General features: G+C 58.5%; 25 protein-coding genes and 1 pseudogene. 7 read left to right on the plus strand and 19 right to left on the minus strand.

The window, feature by feature from the left end; genetic code table 11:
- Nucleotides 1-151 precede the first annotated feature (151 nt).
- The 7 genes from tsaD to coaA form a co-directional block, all read right to left on the minus strand.
- On the minus strand, nucleotides 152-1,240 hold the full coding sequence (gene tsaD, locus RUH64_RS08375; protein WP_313812777.1) for a tRNA (adenosine(37)-N6)-threonylcarbamoyltransferase complex transferase subunit TsaD: 1,089 nt from the start codon (nucleotides 1,238-1,240) through the stop codon (nucleotides 152-154).
- Nucleotides 1,237-1,698 (minus strand): ribosomal protein S18-alanine N-acetyltransferase, encoded by a 462-nt coding sequence (gene rimI / locus RUH64_RS08380; protein ID WP_313812778.1) that lies wholly within the window; start codon nucleotides 1,696-1,698, stop codon nucleotides 1,237-1,239. Before rimI ends, tsaD begins: the two co-directional genes overlap by 4 nt.
- Complete coding sequence (tsaB, locus tag RUH64_RS08385) at nucleotides 1,695-2,387, minus strand: tRNA (adenosine(37)-N6)-threonylcarbamoyltransferase complex dimerization subunit type 1 TsaB (RefSeq protein WP_313812779.1); 693 nt, start codon at nucleotides 2,385-2,387, stop codon at nucleotides 1,695-1,697. Before tsaB ends, rimI begins: the two co-directional genes overlap by 4 nt.
- Complete coding sequence (gene tsaE, locus RUH64_RS08390) at nucleotides 2,380-2,958, minus strand: tRNA (adenosine(37)-N6)-threonylcarbamoyltransferase complex ATPase subunit type 1 TsaE (protein ID WP_313812780.1); 579 nt, start codon at nucleotides 2,956-2,958, stop codon at nucleotides 2,380-2,382. Before tsaE ends, tsaB begins: the two co-directional genes overlap by 8 nt.
- Entirely contained in the window at nucleotides 2,951-4,150 is a 1,200-nt protein-coding gene (gene alr / locus RUH64_RS08395) for an alanine racemase (protein ID WP_313812781.1), read from the minus strand. Before alr ends, tsaE begins: the two co-directional genes overlap by 8 nt.
- Nucleotides 4,151-4,295: 145 nt before the next feature.
- Nucleotides 4,296-4,694 (minus strand): large conductance mechanosensitive channel protein MscL, encoded by a 399-nt coding sequence (mscL, locus tag RUH64_RS08400; RefSeq protein WP_313812782.1) that lies wholly within the window; start codon nucleotides 4,692-4,694, stop codon nucleotides 4,296-4,298.
- Nucleotides 4,695-4,789: 95 nt separating this feature from the next.
- Nucleotides 4,790-5,749 (minus strand): type I pantothenate kinase, encoded by a 960-nt coding sequence (gene coaA, locus RUH64_RS08405; RefSeq protein WP_313812783.1) that lies wholly within the window; start codon nucleotides 5,747-5,749, stop codon nucleotides 4,790-4,792.
- Between the two features lie 168 nt (nucleotides 5,750-5,917).
- Between coaA and glmS the strand changes: the two genes are divergently transcribed.
- From glmS to RUH64_RS08430, 5 genes are all read left to right on the plus strand, one after another.
- Nucleotides 5,918-7,789: a glutamine--fructose-6-phosphate transaminase (isomerizing) gene (glmS, locus tag RUH64_RS08410; RefSeq protein ID WP_313812784.1), complete on the plus strand. Its 1,872-nt coding sequence runs from the start codon at nucleotides 5,918-5,920 to the stop codon at nucleotides 7,787-7,789.
- Between the two features lie 93 nt (nucleotides 7,790-7,882).
- The gene (locus tag RUH64_RS08415) at nucleotides 7,883-8,236 is read left to right on the plus strand and encodes a holo-ACP synthase (protein ID WP_313812785.1); all 354 of its coding nucleotides are present in this window, start codon (nucleotides 7,883-7,885) and stop codon (nucleotides 8,234-8,236) included.
- A 65-nt stretch (nucleotides 8,237-8,301) separates the two neighbouring features.
- Nucleotides 8,302-9,828, plus strand: coding sequence for an NAD(P)H-hydrate dehydratase (locus RUH64_RS08420; protein ID WP_313812786.1), 1,527 nt, complete (start codon nucleotides 8,302-8,304; stop codon nucleotides 9,826-9,828).
- A 473-nt stretch (nucleotides 9,829-10,301) separates the two neighbouring features.
- Complete coding sequence (locus tag RUH64_RS08425; protein WP_313812787.1) at nucleotides 10,302-10,931, plus strand: hypothetical protein; 630 nt, start codon at nucleotides 10,302-10,304, stop codon at nucleotides 10,929-10,931.
- 329 nt (nucleotides 10,932-11,260) lie between these two features.
- Nucleotides 11,261-11,590, plus strand: a complete 330-nt coding sequence (locus RUH64_RS08430) for a hypothetical protein (protein WP_313812788.1) — start codon at nucleotides 11,261-11,263, stop codon at nucleotides 11,588-11,590.
- 94 nt (nucleotides 11,591-11,684) lie between these two features.
- On the opposite strand, the gene glmM is transcribed toward RUH64_RS08430, so the two are convergent.
- The 4 genes from glmM to truA all read right to left on the minus strand — a co-directional run bounded on the left by glmM (nucleotide 11,685) and on the right by truA (nucleotide 15,435).
- The gene (gene glmM / locus RUH64_RS08435) at nucleotides 11,685-13,034 is read right to left on the minus strand and encodes a phosphoglucosamine mutase (protein WP_313812789.1); all 1,350 of its coding nucleotides are present in this window, start codon (nucleotides 13,032-13,034) and stop codon (nucleotides 11,685-11,687) included.
- Between the two features lie 155 nt (nucleotides 13,035-13,189).
- Nucleotides 13,190-13,690 carry a 30S ribosomal protein S9 gene (gene rpsI / locus RUH64_RS08440; protein ID WP_313812790.1) on the minus strand — a complete coding sequence of 167 codons (501 nt, stop codon included), beginning with the start codon at nucleotides 13,688-13,690 and terminating at the stop codon, nucleotides 13,190-13,192.
- A gap of 38 nt (nucleotides 13,691-13,728) precedes the next feature.
- The gene (rplM, locus tag RUH64_RS08445) at nucleotides 13,729-14,172 is read right to left on the minus strand and encodes a 50S ribosomal protein L13 (protein ID WP_313812791.1); all 444 of its coding nucleotides are present in this window, start codon (nucleotides 14,170-14,172) and stop codon (nucleotides 13,729-13,731) included.
- 315 nt (nucleotides 14,173-14,487) lie between these two features.
- A complete protein-coding gene (gene truA / locus RUH64_RS08450; RefSeq protein ID WP_313812792.1) occupies nucleotides 14,488-15,435 on the minus strand; it encodes a tRNA pseudouridine(38-40) synthase TruA in 948 nt (315 codons plus the stop codon).
- Between the two features lie 94 nt (nucleotides 15,436-15,529).
- Between truA and RUH64_RS08455 the strand changes: the two genes are divergently transcribed.
- Complete coding sequence (locus RUH64_RS08455) at nucleotides 15,530-15,970, plus strand: hypothetical protein (RefSeq protein ID WP_313812793.1); 441 nt, start codon at nucleotides 15,530-15,532, stop codon at nucleotides 15,968-15,970.
- A gap of 143 nt (nucleotides 15,971-16,113) precedes the next feature.
- Nucleotides 16,114-16,533, plus strand: coding sequence for a hypothetical protein (locus tag RUH64_RS08460; RefSeq protein ID WP_313812794.1), 420 nt, complete (start codon nucleotides 16,114-16,116; stop codon nucleotides 16,531-16,533).
- A 149-nt stretch (nucleotides 16,534-16,682) separates the two neighbouring features.
- On the opposite strand, the pseudogene rplQ reads toward RUH64_RS08460, so the two are convergent.
- The 8 genes and pseudogenes from rplQ to RUH64_RS08500 all read right to left on the minus strand — a co-directional run.
- Nucleotides 16,683-17,129: pseudogene (gene rplQ / locus RUH64_RS08465) on the minus strand (50S ribosomal protein L17); the annotation flags it as partial.
- Between the two features lie 83 nt (nucleotides 17,130-17,212).
- Nucleotides 17,213-18,214 carry a DNA-directed RNA polymerase subunit alpha gene (locus tag RUH64_RS08470; protein ID WP_313812795.1) on the minus strand — a complete coding sequence of 334 codons (1,002 nt, stop codon included), beginning with the start codon at nucleotides 18,212-18,214 and terminating at the stop codon, nucleotides 17,213-17,215.
- Nucleotides 18,215-18,381: 167 nt separating this feature from the next.
- A complete protein-coding gene (gene rpsK, locus RUH64_RS08475) occupies nucleotides 18,382-18,783 on the minus strand; it encodes a 30S ribosomal protein S11 (RefSeq protein ID WP_022874114.1) in 402 nt (133 codons plus the stop codon).
- Nucleotides 18,784-18,826: 43 nt separating this feature from the next.
- The gene (gene rpsM / locus RUH64_RS08480; RefSeq protein WP_141366009.1) at nucleotides 18,827-19,201 is read right to left on the minus strand and encodes a 30S ribosomal protein S13; all 375 of its coding nucleotides are present in this window, start codon (nucleotides 19,199-19,201) and stop codon (nucleotides 18,827-18,829) included.
- Between the two features lie 150 nt (nucleotides 19,202-19,351).
- On the minus strand, nucleotides 19,352-19,465 hold the full coding sequence (rpmJ, locus tag RUH64_RS08485) for a 50S ribosomal protein L36 (protein ID WP_071894985.1): 114 nt from the start codon (nucleotides 19,463-19,465) through the stop codon (nucleotides 19,352-19,354).
- Nucleotides 19,466-19,590: 125 nt separating this feature from the next.
- Complete coding sequence (gene infA, locus RUH64_RS08490) at nucleotides 19,591-19,812, minus strand: translation initiation factor IF-1 (protein ID WP_047119658.1); 222 nt, start codon at nucleotides 19,810-19,812, stop codon at nucleotides 19,591-19,593.
- 237 nt (nucleotides 19,813-20,049) lie between these two features.
- Nucleotides 20,050-20,883 (minus strand): type I methionyl aminopeptidase, encoded by an 834-nt coding sequence (map, locus tag RUH64_RS08495; protein ID WP_313812796.1) that lies wholly within the window; start codon nucleotides 20,881-20,883, stop codon nucleotides 20,050-20,052.
- A 140-nt stretch (nucleotides 20,884-21,023) separates the two neighbouring features.
- Nucleotides 21,024-21,596 carry an adenylate kinase gene (locus tag RUH64_RS08500; protein WP_313812797.1) on the minus strand — a complete coding sequence of 191 codons (573 nt, stop codon included), beginning with the start codon at nucleotides 21,594-21,596 and terminating at the stop codon, nucleotides 21,024-21,026.
- Nucleotides 21,597-21,651: the final 55 nt, after the last annotated feature.

Consider the following 21,651-nt stretch of genomic DNA (forward strand, 5'->3'; position numbering starts at 1 on the left):
TCAATCAATTTTCTAACCGGCCAACAGAGCAATTCAAAGGCTTTTTCTCCGAAGCAACTTATAGCAAGTTATAGAAAAACCCGTTGGTTCAGCGTCTTGGCCCTCACATAGAAATGGGACCGCCATCGGCGGTCCCATCCAGTTTTCGGGCCTACTTTGTTGAATTACCCGATAGCACAATCTGCGTCACGGGCTGCGAAGAGTCAGTGGCGAAGTCGAGCCCAGAGGGTTCCGCCCCGTCGGCCACGAGCTGCGCCCCCAAGCCTGCAACCATGCCACCGTTGTCGGTGCACAGCGAGAACGGCGGGACGACCAAGGTAATTCCGGCCGAGGCGCAACGCGCAGCCAACAGCTCGCGCAGTCGGGTATTCGCCGCCACTCCCCCGCCCAGCAGCAGGGTTGTCAGTCCGCTCTCCTGCATGGCGCGGACCGCCTTGGAGGTAATCACATCGACAACGGCCTCCTGGAATGATGCGGCAATATCGGCAACCGGGATCGGTTCACCGGCGGCCTCGAAATGTTCAACGCAGCGTGCCACCGCAGTCTTCAAACCGGAGAAGGAGAAGTTGTGGCGATTCTTGCCGGGGTTCGCTGCCGTCCCGACGAACTTCGGCAGGGTCAGCCCGCGAGGGAATCGGAAGGCTTTCTTGTCCCCGTCCTTGGCAGCCTTGTCGATGGCGGGCCCCCCTGGATAACCAAGACCCAGCAGGCGAGCGGTCTTGTCATAGGCTTCGCCCGCCGCATCGTCGATGGTCGATCCCAACAGCTGCACGTCGTTGGTCAGCGAGGTGACCTTCAGGATCTCGGTATGTCCGCCCGAAACCAGCAGCGCTCCGAAGGTCGGCGGCAGCATGGTGCCTTCCAGCACGCCGACACCCACATGCGCCACGAGATGGTTGATGCCGTAGAGCGGCTTGCCGGTAGCCAAGGCCAGCGCCTTGGCGGCGGAGACGCCGACCATCAGGGCACCTGCAAGGCCTGGACCGCTGGTCACCGCAATGGCGTCGATGTCATCCAGGGTCAGCTCGGCGGTGTCCAGGGCGGACTGCAAGGTTGGGACGAAGGCTTCAAGGTGTGCGCGGGCAGCGATCTCCGGGATCACCCCGCCGAAGCGGACGTGCTCATCCATGGAGCTGGATACCGCATTGGCCAACAGCTGGGTGCCGCGCACGATGCCCACGCCCGTTTCATCGCAGGATGATTCGATGCCCAGGACTACCGGTTCTTTGATGGTGCTCACGCGTTCGTCTCCTTCTCCAGCTGCAGTCTCATGATCAAAGCGTCGATGCCGCCCTTGTAGTAGCGCGGGCGGCGGTGGATGGTGTCGAACCCCAACGACTCATATAGGTTGATCGCGGTCGGGTTGTCGAAGCGCACTTCCAGCATCACGTCCAGCGCCTTGAGCTCCCGGGCGGTGTCGATCAGAAGATTCATCAGCTTTCGCCCGAGGCCCTGCCCCTGATAATCACTGGAAATGGCGATGGTTTGCACGTCGCTGATCGGCAGCACGGTGCACAGCCCCGCGTAGCCTATGACGCGTCCTTGATCTTCGTAGACCCAGTACCTGCGGGTCTCGGTCTGGGCGAGTTCGGATTCAAACCCGGCGATCGGCCACGCGTCCTCCGGAAACAGCTCCGTCTCCAGCTGGTGGACCGCAGGGATATCGTCCACGGTCATGGTGCGCAGTTCAACGCTCATGCCTTGGCCACCTTGTCGTTATGCTTCTTCATAAAGGCGGGAACCTGGGCGTCTGATTCGCGCAGGTACTGCGGTGCGGTGTTCGATAGGTCCAGGCCTGCGGCCAAGCCCCTGAATCCGTGCTTCGCCAGGTCCGCTGCGTCGGCGATCCAGTCGAAGGATTCTGCCACCGGCTGCGCGCCGACCTGCGTCAGCACCTCTTCGTAGAGCCCTGCGCCGACGCCGTAAACCGGCAGCGCGGGAAGGGCCGATGGATCCGAGACATGCGGGCCGTCGAGCAGCGTGCACGACGCGTCGTAGCGCGCCCAGTACTGTTCCTTGCGGCGTGCGTCGGCCGCCACCACGAACTCAGCGGGGACGTTGTCCTGCTGCAGTACTCTTTCGGCGAGCGCGTGCAGCGACATGACGCCATGCACCGGAACATTCCAGACGAAGCCGAAGGTCCGCGCCGCGACGAGTCCTACGCGCAGGCCGGTGAATGGGCCCGGGCCTACGCCGACGAAGATGCCTGCAAGCTCAGGGCCGCTCTGGTTGTTCGCGGCCAGCAGGTCGCGGACGTAGCTGGCCAGGGTTTCGGTCTGGTCATTGCCCTTGGGCGAGGTCCGCAGGTCGAGGACCTCTTGGGTGTCGGCGTCGAGAATCGCCACCGAGGCATGGGCCGAGGTGTCGATGGATAGGTAGTTAGGCATGTGCTTCTCCGGTAGCGACGGCGTGCAGCAGCGCCGATTTCAGTGATTCGAAGGCTTTCTCGTCCCAGCGGGGGCCGATGGCCTTGAGCGTGAACAGGCGCGGCTCGTCGATTTCGGTTTCGGATTCTTCCCAGGGGTTGGCCGGCAGCTCCACGGTTCCAGCGAGGGCCTCGCGGTCGAGGGTTAGCTCAAGGCGCGAATCGGTGAGGTGCTCGACCTTGCCCAGCCCCCATTCCACAACGGTGATGGATTCGGCCAACGTGGATTCCAGGTCGAGGGTGTCGACGTCGTTCTGGTCCTTCAGCCGGTAGGCATCCACGTGGATCAGACCCGGTCCGCCGACCAGCGACGGGTGCTGGCGTGCCAGCACGAAGGTCGGCGAGATGATTCCCTCGCGGACCTTCAGCCCTGCTCCCAGCGACTGGGTCAGCGTAGTTTTTCCGGCCCCCAAAGCACCGGTGAGGATCAGCAGGTCCCCCGCCTGAAGTTCTGCGCCCAGCGCCTCCCCCAGCGCTTCGGTGGCTGCGAGGTCATGCAGCTGGCAGGTGAATTCCTTGACCGCCTTATTCACCGGCTTCGCCCCAGCTGCCCTCGACGTAGAAGCGTGGAACGCGCGGTGAAATGCGGGTGACGACCTCGTAGTTGATCGTGTTGGCCGCATGGGCCCAGGTGTTCACCGACTGCCCGCCATCGCCGAAAATGATTGCCTCGCGGCCGATGAAGTCCTGCGGCTCAACATTCGGGCCAAGGTCGATGACGCACTGGTCCATGGCAATGCGCCCGCGCACCGGGTAGCTCTTGCCGTTGACCGTCACCGGTGCCCCGGTGGCGATGCGCGGAAGGCCGTCGGCATAGCCCATGGGAATCAATCCCAGGTAGGTTTCCTCGCTAGTGTGGTAGTTCAAGCCGTAGGAGACGCCCTGCCCCGCAGGAACCTTTTTGACGTTGGAGACCCGGGTGATCAGCTTCATGGCCGGACGCAGCGCGAACTTGTCAGGGGTTTCGCCTTCGAAGGGGCTCAGCCCGTAGAGGCCAAGTCCCAGGCGCACCATGTCGTGGTGCGAGTCGGGGCGGGAGAGGATGCCCGGGGTGTTGGCGATGTGGCGCACTTCCAGGTCGAATCCGGCTGCCTCAACCAGTTCGATCGCCTGATCAAAGACCGCAAGCTGCTCGTCGGTTTCCGGGCGTTCTGGCTCATCTGCCACTGCAAGGTGGGAGAAGATTCCAACCACGCGCAGCAGCCCCGACTCTTGGTATTCGTTGGCGCGTTGCAGCAGGCCCGGCAGGTCCGCCATGGTTGAGCCGTTGCGTCCCAGCCCGGTGTCGACCTTGACGTGGATGCGCGCAGGAGTTTCTACGCGCTTGGCAGCTTCTGCGATGGCATCCAGATCCCAGCCGGAGACGCCCAGGTCGATGCCTGCCTGAATTGCTTCGTCAAATGGCGTGTCCTCGGTGTGAAGCCATGCAAGCATCGGCGCATCAATGCCGGCGGTGCGCAATGCCAGCGCCTCGGTCACGTGGGCGCAGCCGATCCAGCGGGCCCCTGCCTGCAGTGCAGCATTTGCCACCTGTAGCGCTCCATGTCCGTAGCCGTCGGCCTTGACGACTGCCATCACTGCTGATGGGGCGACGAGATCTGCAACTTGCTTGATGTTGTTGCGAATAGCTGACAGGTCGATCACTGCGCGGCGTTCCCACTTAGGTGAAGTGGTCACGGTTAGCTGGGCGGTTTCGGTGCTTTGCTCAAGTGCTTCAGGGTTCACCTATCCATCTTCCCACTTTTATCCAGTGCTTGCCCGTAACCTGATTGCGCGCTGGCACACAGTTTTCGATGGTCAACAGAGATGAGGCGGGGTTGACTGCCTTTCGGCCGTCAACCCCGCCTCACAGCGAGTGATGAAAGTTTCTTTAGCGAAGTGCTTTGAGCTCGTCGCGAATCTGCTCCAGCAGAGCCAGCTGTGGATCCGCCTCGGCTTCCTCTTCTTCTTCGGAGATGCCGCGGCGGCGGTTGAGCATCTCGGTGGCCTTATTCATTGGCAGTACCAGCGCGAAGTACACAGCAGCCGCGATGAGCAGGAAGTTAACCAGTGCGGTGAGGAAAGCGCCTACTGCGATCTCCGATCCGTTGATCGTGAAGCGCAAAACGTCGTCAAACGATGGCTTTCCGACCAACGCTGCGATCAGTGGCATCAGGATGTTGTCCACCAAGGCAGTGACTACTGCGCCGAATGCGGCGCCAATGACCACGGCAACTGCCAGATCGACTACGTTGCCCTTCATTATGAAATCGCGGAATCCCTTTAACATGCTCTAGAGCATACACAGGTGATTACTAGGTTTGCTGGTTTTTCTTCCAGAAAATTCGAATTATTTGATGAATGCACATCAGAAGTTACCTAAAGTTAGATTTTTCGAAGCAACATTCGACGCACGGAGTGATCAGCGTCTTTTCGGAGCACCAATTGCGCCCGTCCGCGGGTCGGCAGCACGTTTTCCTTCAGGTTCGGTTCGTTGATGCTGCGCCAAATGCCGTGGGCCGTCTCACGAGCCTCTTCGTCGGTGAGCTTTGCATAGCGATGGAAGTAACTGGCAGGATCCGAGAAGGCACCGGAGCGAAGCTTCATAAAACGGCGGATGTACCACTCTTCAATGTTCTTGGTCTTGGCATCAACATATACGGAGAAATCAAAGAAGTCGCTCAGCGCCAAACCCACGGTTCCGTCCGATCGGGTACGCGCTGGCTGCAGCACGTTCAGCCCCTCGACAATCAGCACCTGTGGCGAGCGCACCCATTGACGCTGACCGGGGATGATGTCATAGGTCAGGTGCGAATACACCGGTGCACTGACTTCCTTGGCTCCGGACTTCACCGCGGAGACGAACTTCAGCAGGGCCCTGCGGTCATAGGATTCGGGGAAGCCTTTGCGCTGCATAATGCCACGGCGTTCAAGCTCGGCATTCGGGTAAAGGAATCCATCGGTGGTGATCAGCTGAACGTCGGGGGTTTCGGGCCAGCGGCGCAGCATTTCACGTAGCACACGCGCGGTGGTGGACTTGCCCACTGCCACAGAACCGGCCACACCGATGACAAACGGGGTACGACTGGTCTGCTCCCCCAAGAAGGTGGTGGTTGCCCGATGGGTTGCCCCTGCGCCCTGTACATAGAGGTACAGCAGGCGGCTGAGCGGCAAGTAGACATCGCGCACTTCCTGAAGGTCCAGGGCATCGCCCAGACCGCGCAGCCGCTCGATGTCATCGAGGTTCAGTGGCTGTTCCATCTGGTTGGAGAGTCGTGCCCACGTCGCTCGTTCAAGATCTACGAACGGCGTAATGGTTGGTTCGAGGGTGTCGCGTGATTCCACGAGGTCAAATTCTGCCAAGAAGTAGTGCCACACCTCAAATAGGTCTACTTCGGCTCCCAGTATTTCAGCCGAATACGCACAACGAAAGTGATCCATCCCATGACTTAAATTGAGGGGTGCACCACGATTAGTAACGCGCTAATCCCCAGAACCGGTAGTCTTTTTTCCATGTGCGGAATTGTAGGATATGCAGGAACCACCAGTGCTGTGACCAATCACGGCGCACTCGACGTTCTGATTGAAGGCTTGCGCCGATTGGAATACCGCGGCTATGACTCTGCCGGCGTGGCAGTTGTGGCCGACGGTGCGATTCACGCCAGGAAGAAGGCCGGCAAACTGGTCAACCTGGAAAATGAAATCTCTGAGACTCCATTGCCTGAGTCGATGACCGGCATCGGCCATACCCGCTGGGCCACCCATGGCGGTCCAAGCGACGGCAACGCCCACCCTCACCTTGCAGACGGTGGCAAGCTGGCCATGATCCACAACGGCATCATCGAAAACTTCGCCGGCATCAAGGCCGACTTGGTAGCCGACGGCGTCCAGTTCATCTCCGAAACGGATACCGAAGTCGCTGCAGCCCTGCTGGGCAAGGTCTACGCAGAGCAGACACAGGGCGATTTGACCCATGCTATGCAGCTTGCTGTGCAGCGTCTCGAAGGTGCTTTCACCCTGCTGGCAGTACATCAGGACCACCCGGGCGTCGTCGTGGCTGCGCGCCGCAACTCCCCGCTGGTGTTGGGTCTTGGCGATGGCGAGAACTTCCTCGGCTCAGATGTCTCCGGCTTCATTGACTTCACCCGTCGTGCGGTAGAGCTGGGTCAGGACCAGATCGTTACCATCACCCCCAACTCCCACTCGATCACCGATTTTGACGGCAACCCTGCAGAGGGCAAAGAGTTCACCGTCGATTGGGATGCAGCCAGCGCAGAAAAAGGCGGGTTCCCTTCCTTCATGGAAAAGGAAATCTTCGACCAGCCTGCGGCCGTGGCAGACACCCTGCTGGGCCGCGCCGACGCCGAGGGCCGCCTAACCCTAGACGAACTGCGCATCGATCCGGAGCAACTTACAGAGATCACCAAGATTGTCGTCCTTGCCTGCGGTACCAGCGCCTACGCGGGTTCAGTTGCCAAGTATGCCATCGAGTCCTGGTGCCGCATCCCGGTGGAGGTCGAGCTCTCCCACGAGTTCCGCTACCGCGAACCGATCGTTGACAAGAACACCCTGATCGTTTCCATCTCCCAGTCCGGAGAGACCATGGATACCCTGATGGCTGTTCGCTATGCCAAGGAGCAGGGTGCCAAGACCCTCTCCATCTGCAACACCAACGGGTCCACCATCCCTCGTGAATCCGACGCAGTACTGTACACCCACGCGGGACCGGAAATCGCAGTGGCCTCCACCAAAGCATTCCTCGCACAGATCACCGCCACCTACCTGCTGGGCCTGTACCTGGCGCAGCTGCGCGGCAATTTGTTCCAGGGCCAGATCAAGGACATCCTTGCAGACCTGGGCAAGATCCCTGCCAAGATCCAGGACATCCTGGACCGCAGCGGCGAGATCAAGGACCTAGCACGCTCCATGGCGGAGTCCAAATCGGTGCTGTTCCTCGGTCGCCACGTCGGCTACCCGGTTGCCATGGAAGGCGCCTTGAAGCTCAAGGAAATCGCCTACATCCACGCCGAAGGTTTCGCCGCTGGCGAGCTGAAGCACGGTCCGATCGCGCTGATTGAAGACGACCAGCCAGTCTTCGTGGTAGTTCCCTCCCCACGCGGCCGCGATTCGCTGCATTCCAAGGTCGTCTCCAATATCCAGGAGGTGCGAGCCCGTGGCGCCAAGACTCTGGTGATCGCCGAGGACGGTGATCAGGCGGTCAAGGACTTCTCGGAATGGGTCTTCTATGTTCCGGAGACTCCTACCCTGTTGATGCCGCTGCTGGCCACCGTGCCACTGCAGATCTTCGCCTGCGAACTGGCTACCGCCAAGGGCTATGACGTCGACCAGCCGCGCAACCTTGCCAAGTCGGTCACCGTGGAGTAATTGCTCCTCGAAGCACAACTGCGGGCCCCTCATCCACTGCGATGGGAGGCCCGCAATTTTTATGCCCCGAAACTGCTGGATAAACTGGAAGGCATGATTGCAGGAATAGGTGTAGACATCGTCGACGTGCCACGCTTTGGCAGGCAGCTGGAAAAGACACCGAAACTGCGTAACAGGCTCTTCACTGAGGTTGAGCGGGAACTTCCGCTGCGTTCCCTCGCAGCCCGCTTCGCCGCCAAGGAAGCCATTGCCAAGGCGCTGGGTGCACCGACCGGGATGAATTGGCAGGATTGCAGCATTATCAAGGACGAGTCAGGCGATCCCCAGATCCACCTCATCGGTTCCGTTCAGGCAGAAAGCACCCGCCGCGGCATCACCTCATGGCATCTGACCATGTCCCACGACGGTGATATGGCCATCGCCATGGTCATCGCCGAAAAGTTATAGATCACAAGCGACACGAAACGCTTTAAACCACTTGTTAAAGCCGCAGGGTGAGTATTGTTTGACTTATGATCCCTGTCTACAGTGTTGCGCAAGTACGTGTGGTTGAATCTCAGGAGATTGCACGCCGCGGTGATGCCACGTTAATGAAACTGGCCGCCGAGGCCTTGGCCGCCGAGGCTGTTTTCATGCTCGACGAGCACCCACTGACAACACAGAGTTTCGTCGTCGCATTAATCGGCCCGGGAAACAACGGCGGCGACGGCCTCTATGCCCTGGCTGAACTTGCCGAACGTGGCTGTTCCACCCTCGCCCTGCAGTGCTCGGACGCCATTAATTCTGAGGCTCTGGCCGCATACACCCATGCCGGCGGAACAGTTCTGCCCCTGGCTCAGGGCCACGATGCGCTGTCTCGGGCATCCTTGGTCATCGACGCCGTCTACGGCATCGGCTACCGCCCAGGCTCCGAACTCCCAAAGGTTCCTCGTGGAATCCGTGTGCTTGCCTGCGACGTGCCCTCCGGGCTTGATGCATCAACCGGCCTCGCCGATGACAACGTCATCCTGGCCGAACGTACGCTGACCTTCGGCGCGATGAAAACCGGCTTGCTTATTGCCGACGGCACCCTGGTGACCGGGGAGCTCTCGGTAGCAACACTCGACTTTGATTTCTCTGCACAGAACGCCCAAACCCACCTGGTCGACGAGCGCATCGCCCGAGACCTGCTCGATCAGCACCGCGCCTGGCGTGATGCTGGACGTCACAAGTACCAGCGCGGTGTGCTGGGACTGATCGCTGGATCCTCTCTCTACCCAGGTGCCGCCCAATTGACCGCGCGTGCGGCGGTGAACTGCGGCGTTGGACTGCTTCGGACCCACGTGCCGGAAGAGATCGCACCGCTGGTTGCCGTCGCCGCGCCGGAAACTGTGCCGCTGGACGACGAACAAATCCGTGAGGCGCTCTCTTCTGCCCGTCGCTACCTGCACGGCCGCGGCGCAAAGATTTCAGCTTGGGCCATCGGCCCGGGTCTTGACAGCCGCACTCCCCCGACCGGCATCATCGCCGACGTCTTCACCAGCCGTCAGCCTGCAGTCATCGACGCCTCGGGCCTCGAACTAGTTCCTACCGGCCCCAGCGAGCAACCTCGCGTATTGACCCCGCATGCCAAGGAACTGCGCATGCTGCTGCGCCGTGCAGGCGTCAGTGTCACCACCGACGAGATTGCCACCGACCCGGTGCGCTGGACCCGCTGGGCGGCCCTGGCGTATAACGCGGTAGTACTGCTTAAGGGGCCAACCAGTTACATCGTGGCTCCGAACGGCAACAGCCTGGTAGTTTGCCATGCCGCGGCACAGCTGGCAACCGCAGGCAGTGGTGACGTGCTCACCGGCATCCTCGGCTACCTGCTCTCCGACAGCTCCCTCACCGGGGCCAGCGGCCTGCAGACGGTCTCCAACATCCGCATGATGGAGCTCACCGCCTGCGCCGCAGTCATCCACGGATACCTCGGCCGTGTGACCGCTCAAGAAGGCACCGTCAGCGCGTCGCGTTTGATCGACCGCCTGCCGTCGGTCATGAAGGAATTCGGGTTCTAGACCTGGTCGACCTAGCTAGACGAACTCTCGAGTATTTGCGCGTCTTGGACGCCAGCATCATGGTGACAACAAGGCTTCGATGCCCCGGATGCTCCTTTATCGTTTTCCCGTAAAGGTCCTGACCCGCGGCTGACAACGTCCCGGTATATTAGCTAATGAATTTTGGCTCAATGTCACAATCAGCAATTCCTGAAAGTTTTTGCAAAGGTGGAATATTTTCTATATCGACGAAATCCCAACCTGTCACTTCAATTTCGCAATCAATAATTCATTGCTCTCCTAGGGCTTGAAGGATGTCAAAACCATGCCACGTCCAACAAATGCCAGCTCGTACCAAGGGGATACTGCCCAAATTTTCAGGTTTACTCCCTAGTAACCAATGTAAACTTGAAGCTCGAAAGCAGACTTACCTAAATTCAACCAGCAAAGTTTGCTATGGATTTGTCCCCAAGAGATGAGTAGCGACCTCAAGTATGACTGAACCGAACCCTCAGAATTCTGGATCTCCCGCAATTGCCCGTCGCAATATCGTCAAGGGCGCGGCATGGGCAGTCCCTGTTATTGCGGCAGCAACTACCGTCCCTTTCGCTTCTGCTAGTACGGATACAGAAGACGGCGACTTCTACGTTACTGCATTCCAGGTCACCGGCATCGGCACCAACGGTCAGATTCGCTCCAATGGTGTTCGTATCTCGCCAGAGGATCCCGCCAATCCAAAGGTAATTCCAGCTGGCACAATCTTCAGCATCGTAGTCACCTACACTGGCGACATGCCGGAAATGGATTTCACCAACCCGCAATACGGAGTGGACTATAACAAGGGACAGAACCCTTCATGGCCAACGATCGATGTAACAACCAATACCATCACGTTCACTGCTGTGACTCAGACGTCTTCTTCAGAACCCGTAATCGGTTCATTCGCTTGGTTCCTCCCCGCCGGTGTCCGTCCAGAGGATAACTCAATTACGGTTGCTGGTACCGCTACCATTCCAGCCAGTGCTGACTACCCCGACGGAGCAGTGCTCACGGATCTCATGGTTGACCCCAACGAAGGTACCGGTGCCTTGAGCGGTCCTACCGAGACGACCTGGCCCTCATAGTCATTAGTGGTTTGTCAGTCGGCAGTTTGGATGATGGCTGTTTAGGAGATGCGCTGTTCACTGCGAACAGCGCATTTCTTTTGTTCAAACGCTTGCTAGATACCAAACACTGAGCATTCCACTGCCTATGGTTAATACTGCACCGCCACGAATCAGTACGAAGCAGGAAACCAATGCCGCGAGGCCAGCACCTAAAGTCGCCGAATCGAAAGCCGCTGATCAACCGGATCGGGCTTGCAACGTGGACCTTTCTGAAATCGGTTCTTAGATGGTGGTCAGGCGTTTGGAAACGGCACGTCGGAACGATGTCATTGATCATACTCGCCGTCATGAGCCTGTTCATCGCCCTGGTCATCATGAGCCCTTGGCTTGAAACGAAAGACGTACAGTCCTGGCGCTGCACGATTGAATGGGCTGAACCCATCACCACTTCTGGCGGACGCTCCTCGGGTTCGTCTGCAGTTGCGGTGCATACCGAAAATTGCGGAACCATACTTCTGAATGGGCCCGGGGCCACCTACGACACCTACGAGAAAACGGCGGCGAATTTTTCCCCTGGAACGGATTGGATCTTTGAGATCGGATGGTTCTCTCAGCACATTTCACCGCTGATTCCGAACTTGGCCCCAAGCACCAAGACCTACTACCCTGCCAGCTAGGTGTCCTTACCAAGTTCCAGATATGCAAACGCCCCACAGTTCATCGTCAACGACGAACTGTGGGGCGTAGCCATAACTTCTTTGGACCGTGAACCTAGTCCAGCGACAGGTGAGCCGACACCGCTGCGGCGAGCACCTCAGCCTCTGCCAATGCATGCTCCGAGGTGGCTGCCTCAACCATCACGCGGACCACAGGTTCGGTACCTGATGGACGCAGCAGCACGCGCCCCGTAGAGCCCAGACGGGCTTCCACGGCCGCGATATCACGCTGCAACGGCACGGAGTCGGCGACCCCAGCCTTGTCCACTCCTCGCACGTTGATGAGCACCTGAGGCAATACCGTCAGCACCGAGGCAAGTTCCTTCAGGCTCTTGCCTGTCTCCTTGACCCGAGCGGCAATCATCAAGCCGGTAAGTACGCCGTCGCCGGTGGTGGCGTATTTGCTGAAGATCACGTGGCCCGACTGTTCGCCGCCCAGCGAGTAGTCGCCCTCCTGCATGCCTTCAAGCACATAGCGGTCTCCCACACCGGTCTGCTTCAGGGTGATACCTGCAGCATCCATGGCAAGCTTGAGACCCAGATTGCTCATGACGGTGGCGACCAGGGTGTCGTCCCTGAGTTCGCCGCGTTCTTTCAGGGCGATGGCCATAATGGCCATGATCTGATCGCCGTCGACGATACTCCCTTCGTGATCGACTGCCAGACAGCGGTCAGCGTCGCCGTCATGAGCGATGCCCAAGTCGGCCTTGTGTTCGAGTACCGCAGCCTGCAGCTTCTCCAGATGGGTGGAACCGTAGCCGTCGTTGATATTCACGCCATCCGGTTCGGCACCGATGACTACGATCTGTGCGCCGGCGGCCTTGAAGACCTCCGGGGAGCATCCCGAGGCTGCACCGTGCGCGCAGTCCAAAACCACCTTCAACCCTTCAAGGCGGTTTGGCAGGGACTGCAGCAGGTGCACAATGTAGCGGTCTTCCGCGTCTGCAAAGCGTTCTACGCGTCCCACCTCGCCGCCGGTAGGGCGGGGCTTTGGCATCTTTAGGCAGGCTTCGATGGCGTCCTCCAGAGAATCGTCCAGCTTCTTGCCGCCGCGCGCCAGGAACTTGATGCCGTTATCCGGCGCGTCGTTGTGGGAGGCGGAGATCATCACGCCGAAGTCTGCATCCAGGTCCCCCACTAGGTAGGCGGCGGCGGGAGTGGGAAGTGTGCCGGCGTCTCGAACGTCAACTCCGGAAGCTGCGAGACCCGCCTCGATGGCTGCCGAAAGGAAGTCGCCGCTGATGCGCGGGTCCTTGGCTACTACCGCTACAGGTTTACGCTCGCCTTCGGACTGGCTCAAACCCAAAACTACCGAAGCTGCTTGAGCGAGTTCCATCGCCAGCTCCGGAGTCAACAACTCATTTGCTTTTCCTCGGACACCATCGGTCCCAAATAACCTTGCCATCGTATTCCATCATAAACCTTGCGTTACTAGTTCCCCTTGCAGTGTGTGCTGTTCTATACGGTGAATTAGCTTGATATTTCTCATCGGTTAAAAGGCCAACGGCCCCACACTCCCGAATGGGAGCATGAGGCCGTTGGAAAAACCTTGGTAAAGGTTTAGCGCTTCGAGAACTGCGAAGCCTTGCGGGCCTTCTTCAGACCAGCCTTCTTGCGTTCGATGACGCGTGCGTCGCGGGTCAGGTAACCGGCCTTCTTCAGTGCTGGGCGGTTAGCGTCGCGGTCGATCTCGTTCAGTGCACGGGCGATGCCCAGGCGCAGTGCGCCAGCCTGACCGGAGATGCCGCCGCCGTGGATGCGAGCGATAACGTCGTATGCGCCTTCCAGACCCAGAACCTTGAAAGGCTCGTTAACATCCTGCTGGTGCAGCTTGTTTGGGAAGAAGTTGTCAAGTTCGCGACCGTTCAGGGTCCACTTGCCGGTACCTGGGATCAGGCGAACACGAGCAATAGCCTGCTTGCGGCGGCCAACAGCTGCACCTGGAACGGTCAGCGGAGCACGCTCGGTCTCGACAGCAGCGGTCGAGGCAGTGGTCTCGGTGGTGTAAGTCGAAGGAGCTTCGCCTTCGAATTCAGTGATCTCTTCAGCGTTCTGAGCCACGATAATCTCCTATTAAGTATTTCTTCTCGGGGCCAGGACTACTGAGCGACCTGGGTGATTTCCAGTGCCTTCGGGGCCTGAGCAGCGTGTGGGTGCTCGGAGCCACGGTAGACCTTCAGCTTGGACAGCTGGGTAGCTGCAAGCTTGTTCTTTGGAATCATGCCCTTGATGGCCTTCTCGACTGCGAGAACTGGGTTCTTCTCCAGCAGGTCAGCGTAGTTAACGCTCTTCAGACCACCTGGGAAGCCCGAGTGGCGGTAAGCGCGCTTGTTCTCAAGCTTCTTACCGGTCAGAGCAACCTTTTCGGCGTTGATGATGATGACGTGGTCGCCCATGTCCATGTGTGGAGCATAGGTTGGCTTATGCTTGCCGCGCAGCAGGGTTGCGGCCTGAACTGCGAGGCGGCCGAGGACTACGTCGGTAGCGTCGATGACGAACCACTGACGGGTCTGGTCAGCCGGCTTTGGGGTGTACGTACGCACAGTAATTGCCTTACGTTGTTTCGTTTCTGGTCAAACAGTCGCAAGTCCGAAGGCGGTGAGATCCCCCGGTTACGAGCACTGTCGTGTTGTTCTTGTGTTTGGACCAGTACGTCAGGTGAGGACTGATAATTACCGGCCGTCCATATAGTGTTCGCGCACCCAGCAGACCAGCGGCTATGCAACTAAACCGTCACGCTTGGGTGTGTAGTGTCGAACGTGGACATACACAACTCATAAAAGTTTAGCTGATTAAAGTGTTTCCGGGCAAAATTGCCCGGCGCTCGTGAGCAACAACACCCTTAATCCACGCGGATTTTAGGCCTCTGGCTCCTGCTTCGAGGGCAGCGTATGCACGTCGTCGTTATCGCGCTTCGCACGGGTCTGTGCAGCGCGGGCCGCCAGCTGATCGTCATCCGGGTAATAGACCTCTTCAAGCACTAATGCCCTCGGGTGTGAAAGCTTGGTCTTCGAATCGCGCACCATCGCTTCCAAACGCTTGGCCAGGAAACCAGGTTGTTCGCGCCCATCCCCCACCATCATGGCCGCCCCGATCAGTGCACGCACCATGTTGTGGCAGAAAGCATCGGCCTTAAGGTGTGCAAGGATCAGCCCGTCCCCACCCCGGGTGAACGAGAATTCCTGAAGCGTGCGGATTGTCGTCGCGTCCGGGCGTGGTTTGCAGTACGAGAGGAAGTCGTGCCGGCCCAGTACTGATTGGGCTTCACGGTTCATTGCCTCGACATCGAGTGCCGAGCGGTGCCAGGTGGTCAGATGCCGGGTGAGTGGATCCCAACGCTCCAGGCCGTCCGCGATGCGGTAGGAGTATCGACGGGCAAGGGCCGAGAAGCGCGCGTCAAACCCTTCGGGCGCCACGTCGGCCTCGTGCACCCAGACGGCGCCGTCCTGTCGCCCGAGGATACCGTTGATTCGGCGTACCAATGCGGGGCCGGGAGCCAGCGGAGCACGGCGCGGGAGCCCATCGAATTCTTCTTGGGTGAGGTCGAAGTGGACTACCTGACGGCGTGCATGGACCCCTGCATCGGTACGGCCTGCGACAATGACTCGTACACGACGTCGGATGAGTGTTTCGAGCGCTTCTTCCACCAATTGCTGCACACCGGTGACATTTGGCTGGCGGGCCCAACCGTTATAAGCGGCACCGTCGTAACCGAGCACCATACGCATCCGAATCCAAGCAGGTGTTGACGTTGACCCCAGTGCTGTTAGGCCGAGCGGATCAATGATTTCTGGATTCGTACTCATACAATCCATTATGGATGCCTTCGGTGCACCCACCGAATCACCGCGGGTCTGGCTTCTACCCCATGTGCGGAAAACTGGTTAGACTACCCACCAAATGTCGAGCATCAGCGATGATCCGTCCCAGGAGTCCATAATTGAAACCCGCGAAAGCGACAGCATCCGTTCTCATGGCCGCGGGCATCGCGGCATTGCTGACCAGCTGCGTGCGTTGCTCTCAACACAACAGACCTGCGACGATCTCAAGGAGCTGGCCTCTCAACCTGAACTCGAGCAGCAACTGGCAGACCGCAGCGATCATCGAAAAATCTCCGAAACTTTCAGCGGCATTCTCGATGACGTCGCCGCACGAACCGGCGACGAACAGCTCCATCAAGCTCTTACAAGCCTCTCCAACACGGCGCAAGACGCCTTGCGACAAACGGACGCACACGACAGCACGAATCACGGTGCCCACAATAATCTCCAGGGAACAGAGCAATTTGAGGGTGTCACTTACCTGATGCGCACCTGTCCGGGGATCAAACCCTTCACCTAGAAGGCAGAAGATCACGTCGTCAAATTATGGGTAGCACTCCCCATAAACGGCATCTCGAATAGTCAATTCGTTGGCTATATGAAAGAGTGTAGCTAACGGATTAGATTCCGCTCATCACCCTCATTTGAAAGAGAGACTCCCCCATGAAAAAGATGCGTCTCGTATCCCTCGTTGCCGCTCCCCTGGTTGGCATCAGCCTCCTGACCGGCTGCGGTTCCTCTAACACCGCGCTGTCGGATGATGCCGCGTGCAAGGAACTGCGCACCTCGCTGGAAGAGGTAGGTGCCAACATGAGCGCCGACTTCGACCCAACCAAGGATCTGGCAAAGCTGAAGGAAGCTGCACCAAAGATCCAGGACATTGCAGATCGCACCGAATCTGACTTCAAGACCCAGCTTGGCACCGTTGCCAACGGCTTCAAGGCCGTCGGCGACTTCGTCGGCGAAGACGGCCAGCTGGACATGGCAAAGATCGCAGCCGACACCGATTTCCAGAAAACCATCACCGACATGGGCCCAGCCATGGACAAGGTCGGCGAAGTTTGCGGTGACACCCTGAAGTAAGTCCTCACTGCCTTGATGCGAGGGCCGGCTCCTTCTTCACTGAAGTGAGCCGGCCCTTGCTCCATCTCTAAGCATGTGGGCATAAAGAAATCCCTCCACGAATAATCGCGGAGGGATTTCTTTATGTGCTGAGCACTAAAGAGGGTTTAGGCCTCTTCGGTTGCCTCTGCAGCCTTCTCGGCAGCCTTGGTGGCTTCCTTGACGACGGCCTGCTTTGGCGAAACTGGCTCCATCACGAGCTCGATAACAGCCATAGGAGCGTTGTCGCCCTTACGGTTGCCGATCTTGGTGATGCGGGTGTAGCCACCATTGCGGTCAGCCATTGCTGGTGCGATGTTCTCGAACAGTTCGTGAACGATCGACTTGTTGGTGCGCGAACGCGAAGCGATCACGGACTGGACGCGGCGACGCGAAGCCAAATCCCCGCGCTTTGCGAAGGTGATCAGGCGCTCTGCGTGTGGACGCAGACGCTTTGCACGGGTCAGGGTGGTGGTGATCTTCTTGTTCTCGAAGAGCTGTGCGGACATGTTAGCGAAAATCAGTCGCTCATGTGCTGCACTGCCGCCGAGACGCGGACCCTTGGTAGGGGTAGGCATGGTAGTTCTCCTAGATGAATAACCCGTTCCGAACGGTCAAACCGTGCGGACGGATGAAGTAGTGTGTCGCGAGACGAGGGTCTTTACAGACCTTCGTCGTAGTCGACGCCATCCTCGATGGCGCTACGAGCGGCCAGATCGAAGCCTGGAGGGGAATCCTTCAGTGCTAGACCCAGTTCAACAAGCTTTGCCTTGACTTCGTCAATGGACTTGGCACCGAAGTTGCGGATGTCCATCAGGTCGGCCTCGGAGCGAGTTACGAGTTCACCCACGGAGTGGATGCCCTCACGCTTCAAGCAGTTGTACGAACGAACGGTGAGTTCCAGATCCTCAATCGGCAGCGCCATGTCGGCAGCCAGGGCTGCGTCGGTAGGCGATGGGCCGATTTCGATACCCTCAGCTGCGGTGTTCAGTTCGCGGAACAAACCGAACAGCTCAACAAGGGTGGTACCTGCGGATGCAACTGCATCGCGCGGGGTGATCGATTCCTTGGTCTCCACGTCAACGATCAAACGATCGAAGTCGGTGCGCTGCTCAACACGGGTAGCCTCCACGCGGAAGGTCACCTTCAGCACTGGGGAGTAGATCGAATCAACTGGGATTCGACCGATCTCGCCATCAGCGCTCTTGTTCTGCGATGCAGACACGTAGCCGCGGCCGCGCTCGATGGTCAGTTCCATATCGAACTTGCCATTGGCGTTGAGGGTCGCGATGTGCAGATCAGGGTTGTGGAACTCCACACCGGCTGGCGGGGTGATGTCCGCTGCGGTGACGACGCCTGGGCCCTGCTTGCGCAGGTAGGCGACGACTGGCTCGTCATGCTCGGAAGACACGGACAGGTTCTTGATGTTCAAAACCAGTTCGGTGACGTCTTCCTTGACACCGGCTACGGTGGTGAACTCGTGCAGTACGCCGTCGATTCGAACGCTGGTTACGGATGCACCAGGGATCGAGGACAACAGGGTACGGCGGAGCGAGTTACCTAGGGTGTAACCAAAGCCTGGCTCCAGCGGTTCGATAACGAAACGGGAGCGGTTCTCGGCAACTACTTCTTCGGTCAGGGTTGGGCGCTGCGTAATGAGCACTTACATTTCCTTTCAGCGAGCGTCCGCTATATGACGCCTCACGGGGGTGGAAACGACGGTAGCCTTCGGGTGGCCGTTCGTCTTTTGCAGGCAGTGGGTCCAAGTCAGTCACCGAGGCGTCCGCAGGACACTTCGGTGACTTCCTTAGGCTTAGCCTAGCGAATCAATTAGACGCGGCGACGCTTCGATGGGCGGCAACCGTTGTGTGCGCTTGGGGAAACATCCTGGATGGATCCAACCTCAAGACCAGCAGCCTGCAGCGAACGGATCGCGGTTTCGCGTCCCGAGCCTGGGCCCTTGACGAAAACGTCAACCTTGCGCATGCCGTGCTCCTGAGCGCGCTTTGCAGCAGCTTCAGCAGCCATCTGGGCAGCGTATGGGGTCGACTTACGCGAACCCTTCATGCCTACCTCGCCGGCCGAAGCCCACGAGATAACAGCACCAGTTGGATCGGTGATCGAAACAATGGTGTTGTTGAAGGTGCTCTTGATATGCGCCTGTCCCTGCGCAATATTCTTTTTGTCCTTGCGACGCGGCTTACGTACCGCTCCACGAGTCTTTGGGGGCATTTCTTCTCCTACGAAAAAGGTTTATAGATTAGGCCGCTAAAATTTAGCGAGCCTTCTTCTTACCGGCTACGGTGCGCTTCGGGCCCTTGCGGGTACGAGCGTTGGTCTTGGTGCGCTGACCGTGGACCGGCAGGCCCTTACGGTGACGAAGACCTTCGTAGGATCCGATTTCAACCTTGCGGCGGATGTCTGCCTGAACCTCGCGGCGCAGGTCACCTTCCACCTTGTAGGTGCCTTCGATGAAGTCACGCAGCTGAACCAGTTCAGCGTCGGTGAGATCCTTCACACGGGTGTCCGGGCTGATGCCGGTGGCCGCGATGGTCTCTTCTGCACGGGTCTTGCCCACGCCGTAGATGTAAGTCAGCGCGATGATTACGCGCTTCTCGCGTGGAATATCCACGCCTGCTAAACGAGCCATATGTTGGCTACCTTTCAACGAACGGAGGTCTGGAGCAGCGCCACCCGCGAGTTACCTCGCGGCCCCGGCCTCCGAATCCGGGGGTTTGCAGCATTTTCATACCGCGGCACTGCCTATTTCGACTACGCGTGGGAATCCCGAAGAACGGGATTAGCCCTGACGCTGCTTGTGGCGTGGGTTCTCGCAGATCACCATGACGCGACCATTGCGGCGGATTACCTTGCACTTGTCGCAGATCGGCTTCACGCTTGGGTTAACCTTCAAGGGTTACTCCTCTTGCGGTTGCAGTTATTTGTGGAGCAGTAAAAAGCTTATCCAAGAACATTGCTCTAGCGGACGTTTTGCGATTGAACGCACAACATCCGCTAGGAAAGTCTTTTCAGTGCTGTTTACTTGTAGCGGTAAACGATACGACCTCGGTTGAGATCGTAAGGGCTCATTTCAACCTGCACTCGGTCCTCTGGGAGGATTCGAATGTAGTGCTGACGCATCTTACCCGAGATAGTGGCGAGCACCACGTGTCCGTTTGGCAGCTCTACGCGGAACATCGCGTTCGGCAGCGCTTCGGTCACAGTGCCCTCTACCTGGATGACACCTTCCTTCTTGCCCATTTTCCCCGCTAACTTTGGTTGTTGAGGTGGACCCTCAACAAGTAATTGGTTCAAGTTCGAATTCCATGCATCCAACACCAAAGGTTTTGGGCGCACTTAAATAGCGAACCAACAAATAACTCTACGCTATTGATCCGGACATCGCCAATTCCGATGGCGAACTTAAACTGTTAGATCCAGCACTAGTGCAAGAAAGCACCGGTACTGGATCCAACTTATTAAACAGATTTGTCGAGACTACGGGAGTATCGGCGAAGGCTCGACTCCGAATGGGGCAAGGCCGGCCGCTCCCCCATCATGTGCTGTAAGCACCCAAACTCCACCCATGGTGAAAGCTACCGTATGCTCCCACTGCGAAGCATTGGACTTATCATTGGTGACAACTGTCCAGTCGTCTTCCAAGACTGAAGTCTCAATATCACCGCGTACCAGCATCGGCTCAATGGCCAGAGCCATCCCTGGCTTGATGCGGGGGCCGCGGTGACCGGCGTTGTAGTTCAATACATCCGGCGCCATGTGCATAGCCGAACCGATGCCGTGACCGCAGTAGTCTTCCAAGATGCCCAATTCATCGCCTGGCTGGCTGGTGACATAGTCATCGATTGCTTCGCCGATCTGGCCGACAAAGCGGGCCTTGGCTGCAGCAGCGATGCCTGCCCACATAGCCTGCTCGGTAATCTCGCTTAGACGCTTGTCTTCTGGGTCGATATTTTCGCCCACGAGTACCGTGCGTGCGGAGTCTGCATGCCACCCGTCAACAATGGCGCCGCCATCGATCTTCAGGACATCTCCGTCTTTCAGAACATAGTCCGACGGGAAGCCGTGGACTACTTCATGGTTCACCGACGCGCAGATATTGGCCGGGAAGCCGTGGTACCCCAGAAAGTTGCTGGTGGCGTTGTGGCGTTCGAGCACCTTGCCGAAGATTTCATTCAGCGATGCTGTGGTTACACCGGGCTTCGCTGCAGCCACTGCTTCATCCAATGCTTCTGCGAGGACTAGGCCTGCTTCACGCATCTTCAGGATTTCCGAATTGGATTTGTATTCAATGCGAGGCTGTCCAAACGCCACGGTGTACTCCCCTACTAAGGTTCTTCTTTCCGCGACACCGTTAGTTGATGTTGCGAAGGAATTGATAATCAAAGACGCAGGGACCGTGGAACAGCTGCATTGCTGTTCACCACGATCCCTGCGTGTAAAACATCTAACGACTAGGCGTTGACGTTCAGTGCTTCCAGTACGCGGTCGGTGACCTCGTCGATGGCGCCGATGCCGTCAACCTTGCGTACGATGCCGCGCTCTTCGTAGCGGTCCACTACGATGCGGGTCTCTGCGTGGTACAGGCTCAGGCGATGGCGGATGACCTCTTCGGTGTCGTCTGCGCGGCCTTCGATCTCTGCACGCTTGAGCAGGCGCTGGACCAGCTCATCGTCGTCAGCGGTCAGCTGCAGGACTGCGTCCAATGCGATGCCCTTTGCGGCCAGCATGGCGTCCAAGGCGTCGACCTGTGCGCTGGTACGTGGGTAGCCGTCCAGCAGGAAGCCGGCAGCTACATCGTCCTGGTTCAGGCGGTCCTCAACCATGTTGTTGGTGACCGAGTCAGGAACGAAGTCACCGTTGTCTATGTACTTCTTGGCTTCGATGCCCAGCGGGGTTCCGCCCTTGACGTTGGCACGGAAGATGTCGCCGGTGGAGATTGCAATAATCTCAAGACGCTCGGAGATCTTCACGGCCTGGGTGCCCTTGCCGGCACCTGGTGGACCAATAATTAGCAGTCGACTCATCGCAGTAGCCCTTCGTAGTTTCGTTGCTGCATTTGAGCATTAATTTGCTTAACAG

Origin of the sequence: Glutamicibacter sp. (genome assembly GCF_032154645.1) — a bacterium.
GTDB lineage: Bacteria > Actinomycetota > Actinomycetes > Actinomycetales > Micrococcaceae > Glutamicibacter.

Coding starts and splice junctions, on each gene's coding strand:
- tsaB (WP_313812779.1), bottom strand. CDS start 2,387: ATGCCTAACTACCTATCCATCGACACCTCGGCCCATGCCTCGGTGGCG.
- RUH64_RS08420 (WP_313812786.1), top strand. CDS start 8,302: ATGATCCCTGTCTACAGTGTTGCGCAAGTACGTGTGGTTGAATCTCAG.
- rpsK (WP_022874114.1), bottom strand. CDS start 18,783: ATGCCCCCAAAGACTCGTGGAGCGGTACGTAAGCCGCGTCGCAAGGAC.
- RUH64_RS08430 (WP_313812788.1), top strand. CDS start 11,261: ATGAGCCTGTTCATCGCCCTGGTCATCATGAGCCCTTGGCTTGAAACG.
- truA (WP_313812792.1), bottom strand. CDS start 15,435: ATGAGTACGAATCCAGAAATCATTGATCCGCTCGGCCTAACAGCACTG.
- rpsM (WP_141366009.1), bottom strand. CDS start 19,201: ATGGCTCGTTTAGCAGGCGTGGATATTCCACGCGAGAAGCGCGTAATC.
- RUH64_RS08500 (WP_313812797.1), bottom strand. CDS start 21,596: ATGAGTCGACTGCTAATTATTGGTCCACCAGGTGCCGGCAAGGGCACC.
- RUH64_RS08455 (WP_313812793.1), top strand. CDS start 15,530: ATGTCGAGCATCAGCGATGATCCGTCCCAGGAGTCCATAATTGAAACC.
- RUH64_RS08460 (WP_313812794.1), top strand. CDS start 16,114: ATGAAAAAGATGCGTCTCGTATCCCTCGTTGCCGCTCCCCTGGTTGGC.
- glmS (WP_313812784.1), top strand. CDS start 5,918: ATGTGCGGAATTGTAGGATATGCAGGAACCACCAGTGCTGTGACCAAT.
- infA (WP_047119658.1), bottom strand. CDS start 19,812: ATGGGCAAGAAGGAAGGTGTCATCCAGGTAGAGGGCACTGTGACCGAA.
- RUH64_RS08425 (WP_313812787.1), top strand. CDS start 10,302: ATGACTGAACCGAACCCTCAGAATTCTGGATCTCCCGCAATTGCCCGT.
- mscL (WP_313812782.1), bottom strand. CDS start 4,694: ATGTTAAAGGGATTCCGCGATTTCATAATGAAGGGCAACGTAGTCGAT.
- glmM (WP_313812789.1), bottom strand. CDS start 13,034: ATGGCAAGGTTATTTGGGACCGATGGTGTCCGAGGAAAAGCAAATGAG.
- RUH64_RS08415 (WP_313812785.1), top strand. CDS start 7,883: ATGATTGCAGGAATAGGTGTAGACATCGTCGACGTGCCACGCTTTGGC.
- rimI (WP_313812778.1), bottom strand. CDS start 1,698: ATGAGCGTTGAACTGCGCACCATGACCGTGGACGATATCCCTGCGGTC.